Source organism: Paenibacillus sp. FSL E2-8871, assembly GCF_038000345.1.
GTDB lineage: Bacteria > Bacillota > Bacilli > Paenibacillales > Paenibacillaceae > Paenibacillus_AQ.
On the sequence record NZ_JBBOBV010000001.1, the window covers coordinates 6,236,324 to 6,250,187 of the forward strand.

General features: G+C 41.6%; 11 protein-coding genes. 9 read left to right on the top strand and 2 right to left on the bottom strand.

Translation table 11 applies throughout. The features are described 5' to 3' along the window. The first annotated feature begins 1 nt into the window (after position 1). The gene (locus NYE25_RS28040) at positions 2-1,750 is read left to right on the top strand and encodes a class I mannose-6-phosphate isomerase (protein WP_341147396.1); all 1,749 of its coding nucleotides are present in this window, start codon (positions 2-4) and stop codon (positions 1,748-1,750) included. Between the two features lie 361 nt (positions 1,751-2,111). Continuing rightward, a complete protein-coding gene (locus NYE25_RS28045; RefSeq protein WP_341147397.1) occupies positions 2,112-3,902 on the top strand; it encodes a DUF5054 domain-containing protein in 1,791 nt (596 codons plus the stop codon). Between the two features lie 574 nt (positions 3,903-4,476). Here the strand turns inward: NYE25_RS28045 and NYE25_RS28050 are convergent. After that, positions 4,477-5,685, bottom strand: a complete 1,209-nt coding sequence (locus NYE25_RS28050; protein ID WP_341145660.1) for an IS110 family transposase — start codon at positions 5,683-5,685, stop codon at positions 4,477-4,479. A gap of 315 nt (positions 5,686-6,000) precedes the next feature. Between NYE25_RS28050 and NYE25_RS28055 the strand changes: the two genes are divergently transcribed. The 6 genes from NYE25_RS28055 to NYE25_RS28085 all read left to right on the top strand — a co-directional run bounded on the left by NYE25_RS28055 (position 6,001) and on the right by NYE25_RS28085 (position 10,863). Next, positions 6,001-6,372, top strand: a complete 372-nt coding sequence (locus NYE25_RS28055; RefSeq protein WP_076300643.1) for a hypothetical protein — start codon at positions 6,001-6,003, stop codon at positions 6,370-6,372. 87 nt (positions 6,373-6,459) lie between these two features. After that, positions 6,460-6,801 (top strand): hypothetical protein, encoded by a 342-nt coding sequence (locus tag NYE25_RS28060; RefSeq protein ID WP_076284375.1) that lies wholly within the window; start codon positions 6,460-6,462, stop codon positions 6,799-6,801. An 89-nt stretch (positions 6,802-6,890) separates the two neighbouring features. Continuing rightward, positions 6,891-7,277 carry a hypothetical protein gene (locus NYE25_RS28065; RefSeq protein WP_076284374.1) on the top strand — a complete coding sequence of 129 codons (387 nt, stop codon included), beginning with the start codon at positions 6,891-6,893 and terminating at the stop codon, positions 7,275-7,277. Positions 7,278-7,654: 377 nt separating this feature from the next. After that, on the top strand, positions 7,655-8,176 hold the full coding sequence (gene sigK, locus NYE25_RS28070; RefSeq protein WP_076284431.1) for an RNA polymerase sporulation sigma factor SigK: 522 nt from the start codon (positions 7,655-7,657) through the stop codon (positions 8,174-8,176). Positions 8,177-8,966: 790 nt separating this feature from the next. After that, positions 8,967-9,950, top strand: coding sequence for a Gfo/Idh/MocA family protein (locus tag NYE25_RS28075; protein ID WP_341147797.1), 984 nt, complete (start codon positions 8,967-8,969; stop codon positions 9,948-9,950). A 280-nt stretch (positions 9,951-10,230) separates the two neighbouring features. Further along, a complete protein-coding gene (locus NYE25_RS28085) occupies positions 10,231-10,863 on the top strand; it encodes a carbohydrate-binding family 9-like protein (protein ID WP_341049550.1) in 633 nt (210 codons plus the stop codon). Positions 10,864-10,943: 80 nt separating this feature from the next. Here the strand turns inward: NYE25_RS28085 and NYE25_RS31355 are convergent, their stop codons facing one another. Beyond that, positions 10,944-11,294: an IS3 family transposase gene (locus tag NYE25_RS31355; RefSeq protein WP_445667187.1), complete on the bottom strand. Its 351-nt coding sequence runs from the start codon at positions 11,292-11,294 to the stop codon at positions 10,944-10,946. A gap of 664 nt (positions 11,295-11,958) precedes the next feature. Here NYE25_RS31355 and NYE25_RS28090 point away from each other — a divergent pair. Beyond that, the gene (locus NYE25_RS28090; protein WP_341147398.1) at positions 11,959-13,818 is read left to right on the top strand and encodes a beta-1,3-glucanase family protein; all 1,860 of its coding nucleotides are present in this window, start codon (positions 11,959-11,961) and stop codon (positions 13,816-13,818) included. The last annotated feature ends 46 nt before the right edge of the window (positions 13,819-13,864 follow it).

Consider the following 13,864-nt stretch of genomic DNA (forward strand, 5'->3'; position numbering starts at 1 on the left):
AATGGCTAATTTTAATATGTACCCAGAGATACTAGTATCCAATTCAAATGATCATGCTTGGCAAGATTACGGAAACATTAAGAATGAGCTTAATCGGGCAATAAAAAAACTAGGAAAGCAAAAGACTATCGTTACCGTCGATTGTTATCCTGGCGTAAGAATGGAAGAACTAAAAGCTAATCTTGTTTCAGTAATGGAACCTGCCTATACAATTTTTGCAGATGATTTATATTATTCTAGCGATAAAGTAACGGATATGATTAAATTTCATCTAACAACGGATAGAGTATTTGGGAAGATATCGCTTCATAATTTTGGGGATTTTTTAGATGATGAACGTTTGGAAGAGGCTAGAAGTGCTATTAGTAACATTGATAGCGGTTTAATCATTATTTATGGTTCTGGTGCTACTCTTGTATGTGATCCTGATATTCTCATATATGCTGATTTGGCAAGGTGGGAAATCCAAAAAAGATATAGTAATAATGAAATTTCAAATTGGAGAGCAGACAACCATAATGAGGATGCGGTTAGAAAGATTAAAAGAGGCTATTTCTTTGAATGGCCAGTTGCGGACAGACATAAAAGGAAGTTGTTTGAAAAAATAGATTATCTATTAGATACGAACTGCAGCAATGAACCAAAGCTGGTAGAGGGGGCAACCTACTTAGCTGGATTAAAGCAAACAGTCAGCCAGCCTTTTAGAGTGATTCCTTACTTTGCCCCTGGAGTATGGGGAGGGCAATGGATGAAAGAAAAGCTTGGTCTTGATCCGTCAGTTGAAAACTATGCTTGGAGCTTTAATGGTGTACCAGAAGAAAATAGTCTTTTTTTAAGATACGGGGATGTAAAAATTGAAGTCCCAGCTATTAATGCTGTTTTTAGACATCCAGTTGATCTTTTGGGTGAAAAGGTATATGGACGTTTTGGCGCGGAGTTCCCGATTCGATTTAACTTTTTAGATACTTTTGGGGGCGGAAATCTTAGTTTACAGGTTCATCCATTGGTTGATTATGCGCAACAAACGTTTGGGGTGCATTATACGCAAGATGAAAGCTATTACATCGTTGATGCAAAAGAAGATGCTATCGTATATTTGGGTGTCAAGGATGATATAAATTCCAATGAAATGATTCAAGATTTAAAACAATCATATGATGAAGGCAGTAAATTTGACGACCAAAAGTATATTAATCAATTTCCAGCTAAAAAGCATGACCATTTTTTAATACCAGCAGGTACTATTCATTCGCAGGGTAAAGATTCCTTGGTATTAGAAATAAGTGCAACACCCAATTACTTCACGTTTAAATTATGGGACTGGGGACGGTTGGGGATGGATGGGATACCAAGACCTGTCCATCTTGAACACGGAATCAATTCTATTCAATGGGAAAGAGACGAGAAGTGGGTCAGTGAAAATATAATCAATTGTCTAGAACAAATGGGTGAAGGCGATGGATGGATCGAAGAAAAGACAGGCTTACACGACAGGCAGTTTATTGAAACTAGAAGACATTGGTTCTCAGGACCAGTCATCCATAACACTGATGGCGGTGTCAATGTTCTCAATCTAATAGAGGGGGAGGAAGCTATAGTCGAAAGCCCTACAAATGCCTTTAAGCCATTTATAGTTCATTATGCTGAAACATTTATCATTCCTGCAATGGTTGGCAGCTATTCGATACGCCCCCATGGTAATAGCGTAGGAAAAGAAATGGGGACAATCAAGGCCTATGTTAGAACATAGCTGAATTTTCGAATAAAGCTAAAGAAAACGCTGTTCGAATTATTAAAGAAAGAGCATTTCGAGAAGAAACATAAGCTTACCCTTGGTATTATTGCAGGGTTGCATACGTTTGGGTCGCATTTGATTTTAATCCACATATTTGATAGCTCATAACCCACGTCGAAGAGGACATCATTCAATGATGTCCTCAGGCTGTCGAGAAAGTCTCGACAGCCTGGGATTATTAAGAGGTTTTTTATGAGAGATCATGATTCTGAGTCCGAATTGGAATGGCCGAACCTTGTAGAAACAAAAGTGGAGTAAAAGCCTGAAAGCAATTATTTCACGACGTATTATGACTAAGAAAGGCGTGATTATAGAAATGAAAAAAATCTATGTGGTAAACAAAACTCATTTTGACATTGGTTTTACCGATTTAGCAGAAAATGTCTTGCACAAGTATTGCCATGATTACATTCAAAACGCAATCACTTTAGCTGAAGACTTAAGAAAAGAGGGCAAAGACTTTGTTTGGACAACAGGTAGCTTTATTATTGAATATTACTTCAAAAACATGGATGAAGAAGCTTGTAAAAAGCTAGACGACGCCATAAAGAAAGGTTACATTCGCTGGCACGCAATCCCGTGTACGTTTGAATCTGAAACTATGACACCTCAAACTTTACATTACATGACTTCAATCTCAAAGAAGTTAGATGCTCGTTATGGATACAAAACAACAAGCGCAAAGATGACTGACGTCCCAGGACATACTATCGGGATTGTTGATGAGTTATATCGTCAAGGAATTAAATTCCTACACATTGGTGTAAATGGCTCGAGCTCAATTCCAGAAGTTCCAGATACATTTCTATGGAAGAATGGCGAAAGTGAGATAATTGTCTCTTATTCAGACGACTATGGTGGCGTAATCGGAATTGATTGCATAGATAACAAGCTGGCGTTTATGCATACTCATGATAATAGTGGTCCAGGAACAAAAGAGAAAATTAACGTCTTTTTGTCAAAAATGGCGAATGAGTATCCAGACTATGAGCTTGAATTGACTTCAATGGATCAGTTTGCAAATGAAATTTGGGAAGTACGTGACCAACTGCCAGTTATTACAGAGGAGATTGGGGACACATGGATTCATGGAATGATGTCTGATCCGAAAATCATTCGTGATTATCGGATTTTAACTAATTACATGTTTGATAACAAAATAGAAAATGATGATGCTAATTTCTATGCGATGTTAGTTCCAGAGCATACTTGGGGAATGGATATCAAACGCTATTTCAGTGACTATATGAATTATGAAAAGAAAGACTTCCAACGAGCGCGTAGTTTAGACCAAATTACGGATCTTGATTTAACCTACGCTTATGGAATTGTTAAAGATGCAACTGTTGGCGAAATGCAATTCACTTATAATGAGTGGACTGATCGTTCGTACAAATTTTATGAGTCTTCATGGAAAGAACAACGCAAGAACGTTGATCGTGCAATAGCTTGTTTGGAGCCTAAAGATCAAAATAACATTAAAAAACTTATCGAAGTTCCATATCATATCTTTGAAAACCAAGGTATTGAATGTGGTTTGGAAGAATTGATTTCGGTAAACGGGTATCAAGTTATGTTTGCTAGCGATGGTTCAATTAACCACTTAGAAAAGGATGGAACACTTTACTTTGATCAGGACAACAAACTCGGGGTTCTGAACTATACAATTGCTGGGCAAAATGACTATGATAACCTACGTTACAACTATTTGCGTGAATTACAACATAATTGGTGGGCAATTGACTTCTTAAAGCCAGGAATGGAAATTCAAAAACGAATTCAATTGAATGAAAATTTCACACCACATGTTGTGAAATTAGTTATGGAAAATGATTCGATTATTGCAACTTTAAAGTATAGCCAAAGAGCTGTGGAGGAGTATGGTGCTCCAAGAGTTGTAAAGGTTAAATATCAATTTGGAGATAAAGTTGAAATTGCACTATTATTAAAGGATAAAGATGCAATTCGTTATCCGGAAATTTATTCTTTTGACATTACACCACGTTTGAATTCGCCGTACTTAACTAAGATTCGTAAAATTGATACCGTTATTTCACCTTTTGAAGTGGTAGGTCACGGAAATAAGTTGCAACACATGATTGAATAGTTAATTTACGATGGCAGCGATAAAAAAATCAATATTAAACCTATTGATGCCCCTCTTTTGGGAATCGGAACAAATAACAATCTAAGTTATAACAACAAATACCATCAAGACAACAATAAATTTACGTTTACACTATTGAACACAACATGGGGAACTAATTTCACGATGTGGTATGAAGAAGATATTTTTGCTCGTTTTGAGTTAGTGTTGGGATAACAATTTCCTGCGAACATAATGAGCATGCGCCGATGCCTCTTCATCAAAAAACAGTTTATTCTCTTGTCTAGACTGTTTTTTAGGTGCATTTAGACCGTTTAAGCGATATTCCTTCAAGATGTGTTTGATAAAGTATTCTCAGGCTAGGTCATCATCACGCTAACGGGACACGATAGCTCAATAACGACACAAAGGCAATCGATCAGTGGATCGGCTGCCTTTGTTCAGCTATACCAGCTAATAGCTTGTCAACATTACCAGTAAAGTGAAGCCATATCATGTGATATAGTTAAAATAAACATGCCAAATAACCCTCCAGTTCAAGCAACGATTTGGAAGGTTAAACCAATTAGATAAGTTAAGCCGAACGGAATGCCTTCTTACTTTTCAAGATAGCATGTAGCCAATGAACTAGCTTATTTGCACATGCGACCAGAGCCACTTTATGCGGCTTTCCTTCGGCTCTCTTACGATCGTAAAACTCTTTGATTCGCATATTGCGAGAACGGATAAGTCCACACTGGACAGCCAAAACCAGCGCATAACGAAGCTGTCTGGAACCACGTTTGGTGATTCGATTTCGGGTTGCCGTAAACTTACCTGAAGCGAACACACTCGGATCGATGCCTGCAAAGGCGACCAGTTGTTTTGGATGATCAAATCGGTCGATTTCACCAATTTCGGATAAAATTGTTGCAGCAATTTTATGGCCAATACCGGGAATCGACTGGATTAAATCATACTCTTCGATATCTTCAGCCAGGGCATTTATGTTCTGTTCCAACTCAGCAAGATGCTCCTGGTACTGAAGAATGAGGCTTATGAGAACTTTTAAATTGATTAAGTGGCTGGCGTACATGGTTTGTTTGAAGGGGTTTTGTTTTGCTGCCTCCAACAGCCGCATTACCCGTTCGTTAATCCAGTCCTCTGAGCGACCTCGTCTCGTCGAAAGTAGTTCTTTCAATTTGGCATTAAGCGTTTCTTCGTCCGTTTGCAAAACCGAATAGGAAGTCGGGAATTCACTTAGAAATCGTAAAGAAATGCCTGAATACATAGCACCGAAGACACCTTTGTAAGCAGGAAACACTTGATCCAGAACAGCTTGGAATTGCAACTTTGTTTGCACACACATCTTAGATAGAGACTCGTATTGCCTTGTTAGATAGCGCAGATTGAGCAGTTGCACACCTCTTTTCTTAAAAGGTTCAAACTCTTCTTTGTAGTACAGTTCTCCCAATAGGTAAGCATCTGCAGCGTCCGTCTTCACTTTACGAAGGTTGGACTTCCTAAGTCGATTTGAGATGAGCGGATTAATGACAATGTATAGATAGTGATGCTCCTCCAGGAACTGAACAACGGGACTTTGGTAATGCCCGGTTGCTTCTAGAATAATTAAAGGACTTTGACTGGATGCATGCTCGACGTCTCGAATAACTTGAAGCAGCTTTGCCAACCCTTCTCGAGTATGCTCGAAATGAAAGGTCCCTCTGTATGGTTTCCCGCGCTCTAAAAAGGCTTGTCCATGGCTTTCTTCCTTAGAAATATCTAGACCGATGACTGGATTCATGTAATCTCTCCCTGTTTTTGTAGATTTACCGGCAGCCCCTACGGTTTCTTCTTGTCGCTCCATAGCATCGCTTGTTATACGGGATCTTGCGTCCCAACCAGCCTCAATCATGGTCATGACAAGTAGGGGTGAACATTATAGCGCTCGGGATCAAGTCCCACGGGCAGGTACGTTCGGCCAGGCTACCATAATCCTCTATGGAAATGAAAATAGGATCAACCAGAAAGAACTGGTTGACCTTATAATACGAACGGGCAGGATAACGCAACAAATTTACTGTTCCTACGTATAGGATATAATTGGAAAACCAACTCTATGAGAATTGTAGCCAAGGGGCAACAATTTGCAGGGGAGCGAAATGAAGTGACAATAAAAAGATCATTTGGTACTGGGTCATTTGCAATAGTTGTTCTTATTTTAGGTTTTTTATTTAATTTTAAATTTCAAAACGACTTCATGTTGAGCCATTATCTTTTTAAGTTATTCAATTGGAATATATATACGAATGAAACCGAGGGGTATCACATTCCATTTATGGCTGCTATCGTATTTTGGTTACCAGCAGTGATAATTTCGAAAAAATATCCAAATAATTTTGGAACTACTTTCTGTTATAGGGTGGGAGGAGTTATGTTGGTTCTTAGTATTACTGTGTTTGCAGTTTATTTGTTTGGGACTCTTGTATAGAAACAAGCGATGATTAAGGTTCGTCGTTTGGTTAAGCTAACGGGACACGTTAGTTCAGTGAACTAAGAAAATGAGGAGATATTTTAAATGGGACAAGGATATATTTTAGTCAATAAAAGCAAAGGAGAAATAATAAGCTTTGCCCATCTCCCAGCAAGTAAAGCAAAGGAATTAACCGGAAATCCCGTAACAGCAGCTATGACGACCTGGTACCTTTTGAGTAATATAGGCGATCAAATTAGTTTTATTGAAGAGGAAAATGTATTGGACGATTATCACGATGTAACCGATCTGCTCATTGACGATTTGATTAAAAGACAGCTTATAAAAGACGACGGGATTGAGGTGTTTGACCCAAATGAACCTGAGATATTCATTCGGCGGCTGAGGAACACGTGGATGGATTGTGAAGCTAACGAGGAACGTTAGCTCAAACACGATCGGCTACCTTTATTCAACTAACGGGCAGGATTGCGGAACAAGGGCTTAAATGAAATCTGAATAGAGGAGGTAAAAAAGTGAAAAGACCTTTAGGAGTGACTTTAATTAGTTGTTTTTACATAATTGGTGCATTAGTATTAATTTTCACAGCAATATTCTTTAATGCAGATGCAGATGGATTTGGCATAGCCTATAGGTTTGGTTTACCAAACTTTCCAGAACAAATATTTAGGGTTATATTGGCTGTTGCTTCCCTTATCCTCATCTATGGTTATATGGGTTTAAAAAAATGGGGATTTTGGTTAATGATTATTTACTCATTTGGATTCGGTTTAATAAGTTATAATCTATTATCATCGCATAATCAACAACCATTCATAGGGAATGTCAGTTGGTCAGTAATTGTATTGATTTATACGTTTTTTGTTAGAAAGTCCTTTTTCCTCACAAAAAAGGATGAATAATTCATTGAATATATTCAACTAACGGGGAACGTTAGTTGAACGACAACAGCGGCAGTCTAATACTTTATTTTCACCGAACATAAATAACACTGTGCTGGTCATTTAACAAGTTAATTATGGAAATATATATTAAATAATGCATCCAGACTTGAGTGAACACAAATTGCACTTTGCTGTTCTTTACTAAGCTATAAGATAAAAAGAAGTGTTTATATAAATGATGAATCTTACGCAGGATATTGCTAAGCTGAAGGACAAATTGTCCAAGAATATAGCACAGATGAAATTGAGAAAAAACGAATAGGAACTTAACGTATGAATGAGACAATTGCACCGATGTTTGTGTTCCTGGAAAATTGGGAACGATCGTATTTGGTATGTTTTTTACATCGTATCGTGTCCATAACCTCAAAAAATTCGATAATACTGGAGAAGACATGGAGGATCTGATCTCCATCGGCACCATTGGCTTGATCAAAGCTATTGAGAGCTATCGCCCGAACAAAGGCACAAAGCTGGCCACTTTTGCTGCACGATGTATCGAAAACGAAATTCTGATGCACCTAAGATCCTTGAAGAAAACTCGTAAAGATGTATCTCTGCACGACCCTATTGGGACTGACAAAGAAGGTAATGAAATTACACTCATTGATATCCTCGGTTCGGAAGCGGATGATGTTATTAAAGAAGTGGATTTGAAGATCGAGAAGAGCAAGATATATCGAAACCTCGATATATTGGATGACAGGGAAAAAGAAGTTGTCGTTGGTCGGTTTGGATTGGATACAGGCGGGGAAGAGAGGACACAGAGGGAGATTGCGAAGGAGCTGGGAATTTCGCGGATAGAGAAGCGGGCACTCATGAAGCTGTATCATGAGTTTTATAAGGCTAAGCGCTAGGATCTTAAATAATAACTAAAGATTCACTATAGAGTGTTTTAAAAGCGACTTGCCAACAAGGGAGTTGCTTTTTTGTTAATTTAAGTAGTTGAGCTAATTGAAAATAAAAAAAGCATATTCAGATAATTAAGTTTGTAACTGCTGAGGGCGGGGGGGGCGAACCCGTACGGTACTCACGTACCGCAAGATTTTAAGTTCTGCGCTTCTACCTACTACAATTCACCGTGATCCCGATCAGTTTGGTGGTCGGATCAGCCTCCTTTGCCTTCCGGTGGTAGACGCCGGAAAGCAGAACGATAAGCTGCCTGGGGAACACCGTGTAGGTTCGCTCCTCCAACGCAATGGCATACATAGAGCAGCTCGAAAAATTGTACAGCCTCCTTCCCGGGTACAAGCGAGGCGCGACCGTCTGGAACTGCGCGTAATGGTTGGACAGGGGGCATAGCGGGACAGTTCCCATACATAGTATTAGACGGAATAACGGAATAGTGCAAAAAGTAACTTTCTTAGCTAAATAAAACTATCCATCATTCTTATATAATAAAGGTAACAAGGCATCATAACTAGATAAAAGTTATTCTGTAGTAATCCGGTATAATACAAATGTAAGAGAAGGATATGCATGAAGAATGGTAAGTCATCAATGCCCAAGAAGATTAGACGCAGTAGGGAGACTTCGGTTTCTCCCAACAAGGAGCTTGGATTAACATAAAATAACCTCCGCGAGTGAGAAGGATAGGATGGATGCATCATGAAAAGGTACGGGGCGGTCGTGATAGGCTGCGGTTATATGGGCTCTCTCCACTTGGACGCGATATCACGACAGGAGCGGGTCCGGTTGATCGGCGTGGCGGATTGGAACCGGGACAGGGCCTCCTTAGTGGCAAGCCAATACGGAGCTGAGTGTTGGAGCACGGATTACCGGGTCTTGATCGAGCGTGACGATGTGGATCTGGTCATTATCGCCACGTACCCGTCCTCCCATCTGGAGATCGCAAAAGATTGTCTCGCTGCAGGGAAGCATATCCTATGCGAGAAGCCGATGGCGGGTAATGCACGGGAAACGCAGGAATTCATGAAGCTTGCCCGTGGAGCCAAAACCAAGGTCCTGATCGGTCACATCCTTCGCCATAACACCACGTACCAGGCGGTTATGAAGATGATCCGGGAGGGCGCTATCGGCTTCCCCTTGGTCATCCGGTTATCCCAATTGAAGCCCTCCAAAAATTGGGCTTCCCAATTGTCCCTGCTCCGGGACGTCTCGCCGATCGTGGATTGCGGCGTCCATTATATCGATGTGATGCGTTGGGCTACAGGGGCGGAAGTGGTAAGCGTCAACGGGATAGGGCAGCGTCTCTATGAAGAAGTCCCGCCGTACACTTACAATTACGGTCTCATGACCCTCCGTTTGTCGGACGGCTCCATCGGCTACTTTGAGACGGGGTGGGGTAAGGGGCTTCCGACTGATAACCGGAAGGAATTCATCGGACCGGCAGGCCGGATCCGCATCATCTACAAGAATGATCGACCGCGAGAGGATCAGCATCTGGGAAATCTGGTCGAGGTCGAAGACTACCGGAAAGGAACGGTCCGGATGATCAATATGGACTTCTCCGTGAAGCCTACGGGTGCCCAACTGGACTATTTCCTGTCCATGCTGGAGAACAACTTGCCCGCTATACCGACAATGGAGGATGCATGCAAGGCGATGGATATCGCTCTCCTGGCCGATCGGGCGATCCATGAAGGAATTACGTTACCTTGCGCGAAATAAGTGTGGACCAACATGGTGATGGTAACAGGGGATGACCCGGTGTATGGTATACACCTGCTGAAGGACTATATCGTCCACATCCATGTGAAGGCCGGCATCCGACATCAGCCGGTCGATCCGAGGGATGTGGACGGTGCCGTCGGATACCAACCGCTGGATCATCAACGATCACAGATATTATAAGATCGGTATTATATTCCATGAGGTTCAATTGGGCGAGGGGATCGAGACTGCGTATTGTGTTAGCCCCAGTGGGATTCCGAACAGAAGGGAACGAACCATGGAAAGAAAATTGGAAACCTTAGTAATTTCCCGCCTGACAAATCAGACGGATGGTTCAGATACAGAAGAAGTCCAGATCATCAAGCAGTATCAATGGCTTAAAGGGTATAACCCGGTCGTTACAGCAAGATTAAATTACAGTCAGGAGGATCTGAAGCTTCAGTTTAAGGTTTACGAAAAGAATCCAATACGAACATATAGAAACATGAATGATCCCGTGTATAAGGATAGCTGCATCGAGTTCTTTTTTCAGCCTACTCCGGATTCGGACCAGCGCTATATGAATTTCGAATTTAATGCGAATGGCGCAATTCTCTTGCAGATAGGAGCGGATCGGTATGATCGCTTCCCAATCACTATCAATCCGGCACTTTTCCACGTCCTATGCACCACGGATCAAATCAATGATAAAGGAGAAGTGTATTGGGAATTAAGCTTTTCGATCTCATGGGCTTGGGTACAATCTTATTTTTCGGATTTTCGGGCAGTACCGGGAAAAAGGATAAGAGGTAACTTTTACAAGTGCGGCGACGATACGACCTATCCGCATTTTGGAACATGGAGCAAAGTTCATTCGAACAAACCAGATTTTCATAGAAGCTGTGATTTTGGGATTCTGTACTTAGAGTAACTGCGAAACGCAGTCGTCAATGAATAACTTCCGAAGCCGCAAATACGGGATTGGAGGTTTTTTTATATTTTTTAGGAAAATTATTCAAATAGAAAAAGATTGATATCATGTAAAATTATACATAGGTTTAGATTTTCAAGATACAAACTACAACTACGATTTGTGGAACACGAGTCTCGTTTCAACAGATTTTCAGCGATCCTTCCATCCGAGACTGCCGCCTCACAGCTTGTTCTGTGAACATATTTACGGCGTATAGTCGCTTTAATACCGAGGTCCCGCATGAGTCGCAAAACCTTTTTGTGATTCACAACAAGACGATATTGAAGGTACAACTCATCCTGTATAAGGCGGTATCCTACGGTGCTGTTACGGTGCTCATAAATGGCTTTGATCTTACGTCCGTCAGTATCCTTATCCTTGCGTTTCAGATAGGCATAGGCTTATGGTTTGCTTGTGCTTAAGCTCGCCGATGACGACATATCTCTTCTTCAACCCTCCCGATTCAAGATTTTAACCACTTTTTCAGGATATTTACCTCCAATTTCAAACGACGCATTTCTCGTTCATGCTCGGTTTCAACCCTGTGTGCATCTCTACGTCTATCCTCAAATGAGGTAGCCCTTTGATCCGATACTTTCTCCTTTCTTTGTTGGCATAAAAAATGTACATCCTAGAATTACTTCACGTTTACCCATGGTTTTTCCAATGTCTATTTTAAGGGGGGCGCTTCAAATAAAACCTGCAGAGTTTTTGGTGTGCAACAGTTTTACAAGTACGGGTTACCGCTTCACATAACGATTTATCCCCGCTGTCTAGACTTCGATTAAATGCTCAATCTTGATACGTCCTCAGTGCATTGGAAATCAACTGTTTCGTTAATTTTCGTAAAAAATCATTGATTTATGTAGATGAATGTATAGTAAGGCTATTTTCCCGGCATATAATAGCTTTGCGAAACAAACACAAAGAAATCTCGAAACTCTGTTTCGTTCATTCCAATGAATAAAATTTTCTGGGAATTCATCGGGAGTGGACGCGATTCGCTGATGGTGAAGTGAAAATAGAAGAAACAAAAAGAAACGGAGGCTAATTATGTTAAAAAAAATCTTTACAGTTTGGTTAACGCTGGCGCTGGCTATTTTGCCGCTGGTGGGTACGAAGGTGAATGCGGCGGGTGACTACACTGCTGGCATAAGTGAGACCGGCTCCACAGGCACAATTTGGTTTCAGACCAGCTTAACGCTGAGATTCCTGGATGTACATTACACTATCACATCCGGCGGTCAAACAGGTGTTCAGCAGAATATCTCCATGCAAAAAAATGCAGCTACAGGCAACTATGAATATAAAATTCCCGTTACATTAGCTGCGAACGATGTCATTAAATACTCATTTACCTATTTTAATGAAGCAACCGGAGGAGCAACCGACACAGCACAGGTTTCATACACCTACGGACAAGGCGGAGGAGAAAATCCGGCAACATTATCCGCTCCAACGTTCAGCCCAAGTGCAGGCACTTACACCTCAGCACAGAATGTTACTATCTCTGCTGTACCAAGTGATGCCGCCATTTATTACACCACCGACGGCAGCACACCCACCCGCCAGTCCGCACTATACACCGGAGCCATCCAAGTATCGCAAAGCCAGACTCTCAAGGCCATAGCCGTGAAAACGGGTTATTTTGACTCTCCAGCAGCGATTTCGGCATACAGCATTAATACGGGCGGAGGCCCGGATGTGCCGGTCGGAAGCAACCGCTTGACTATCCAGATTAAAAATGACAGCAAAGGCCAATACACAGATAGCCAGGTTTACTGGCAGATTGTCGGCAAATCCTGTCAAACGGGAAAATTCGTTCACGTGGATGCAACCGGCAGCCTAGTCGAAATGAAACGAACGGACAATACCTATTACAAGAATAACCAAGACGGCAATAATACGAATGATTATTACACCAACTACTTCCATAAGCTGAGTGACGCAAGCTGGGTATCCATCCCGGATATCGAATCTGCAAGGCTCTATATGAGCTATGGTGAGCCTGTATTAATCCGTACGGTTGACGCTCTGGATGGCGCCGGAAATATCGTCGGCCTTGGATATCAGGGACCGGACATCAACTCCCCAACGGACGCCAACCAGAAGGTTTATTTTGATTTTATCGAATTCAATTTGGGTCCAAACGGATTCCATGGCAACACAACAAGAGTGGATCAATTCGGGTTCCCGCTAAAAATGCAATTGATCGGACACGACGGTTACAACCGTACTGTCGGCGAAACGGAATCTCGCGCTGCCATTTACGCCGCCTACAAGAACGAGGTATCCGACAAGTTCGTTTCCTTGGCAAACTCTCCATACCGGATTCTGGCTCCGGGTAAAGGCTCATTTGGACACCCTGTGAACGGTGAAGACAATACGCACTTTTTTGATGCCTACATTAATGACATCTGGAATACTTACCGTAGTAAAGAACTGGTATTTTCCGTCCCTGTCGGCGGAGGCAATCTGGTAACCTACAGCGGGCATGTGGTGCCGGGAACCGACAAGCTCGTATTCAAAAAGGATGCGAATAACGGCAGTGGATTCACACCGTACCAATATTATGTGGATAAACCGACAACTCCTGACGCATTGGAAGGCAAAGGTGCCTTTGACAGAAGAAGTGCTGGCCAACCTGCGTCGATTACCGATGTTGAACTGGCGATCCAGGCCCAACTGTGTGCGGCAATCAACAGACACCTGCTGCTTACGGTTGACCCAACAAACTGGGGAAATGAAAGTTATTTCTTTAAAACAGCACCTTCCAACGAATTTGTGAAGTTCTGGCATAACCATAGTATTGATCGGTTGGCTTACGGCTTTTGCTATGATGATGTCCGTGACTTCAGCCCATCGCTTCATACTCCAAGTCCTAAAGCAATGGTTGTTACTGTAGCCTGGTAAAAGATAAGCACCCTTTCGGGTGGTTTTCTGGATGAATGAATCCATG

Bases quoted from the DNA above. Each gene is read 5' to 3' on its own strand.
- NYE25_RS28040 (WP_341147396.1), top strand. From the start codon at position 2: ATGGCTAATTTTAATATGTACCCAGAGATACTAGTATCCAATTCAAAT.
- NYE25_RS28045 (WP_341147397.1), top strand. From the start codon at position 2,112: ATGAAAAAAATCTATGTGGTAAACAAAACTCATTTTGACATTGGTTTT.
- NYE25_RS28050 (WP_341145660.1), bottom strand. From the start codon at position 5,685: ATGAATCCAGTCATCGGTCTAGATATTTCTAAGGAAGAAAGCCATGGA.
- NYE25_RS28055 (WP_076300643.1), top strand. From the start codon at position 6,001: ATGAGAATTGTAGCCAAGGGGCAACAATTTGCAGGGGAGCGAAATGAA.
- NYE25_RS28060 (WP_076284375.1), top strand. From the start codon at position 6,460: ATGGGACAAGGATATATTTTAGTCAATAAAAGCAAAGGAGAAATAATA.
- sigK (WP_076284431.1), top strand. From the start codon at position 7,655: ATGTTTTTTACATCGTATCGTGTCCATAACCTCAAAAAATTCGATAAT.
- NYE25_RS28075 (WP_341147797.1), top strand. From the start codon at position 8,967: ATGGGCTCTCTCCACTTGGACGCGATATCACGACAGGAGCGGGTCCGG.
- NYE25_RS28085 (WP_341049550.1), top strand. From the start codon at position 10,231: ATGGAAAGAAAATTGGAAACCTTAGTAATTTCCCGCCTGACAAATCAG.
- NYE25_RS28090 (WP_341147398.1), top strand. From the start codon at position 11,959: ATGTTAAAAAAAATCTTTACAGTTTGGTTAACGCTGGCGCTGGCTATT.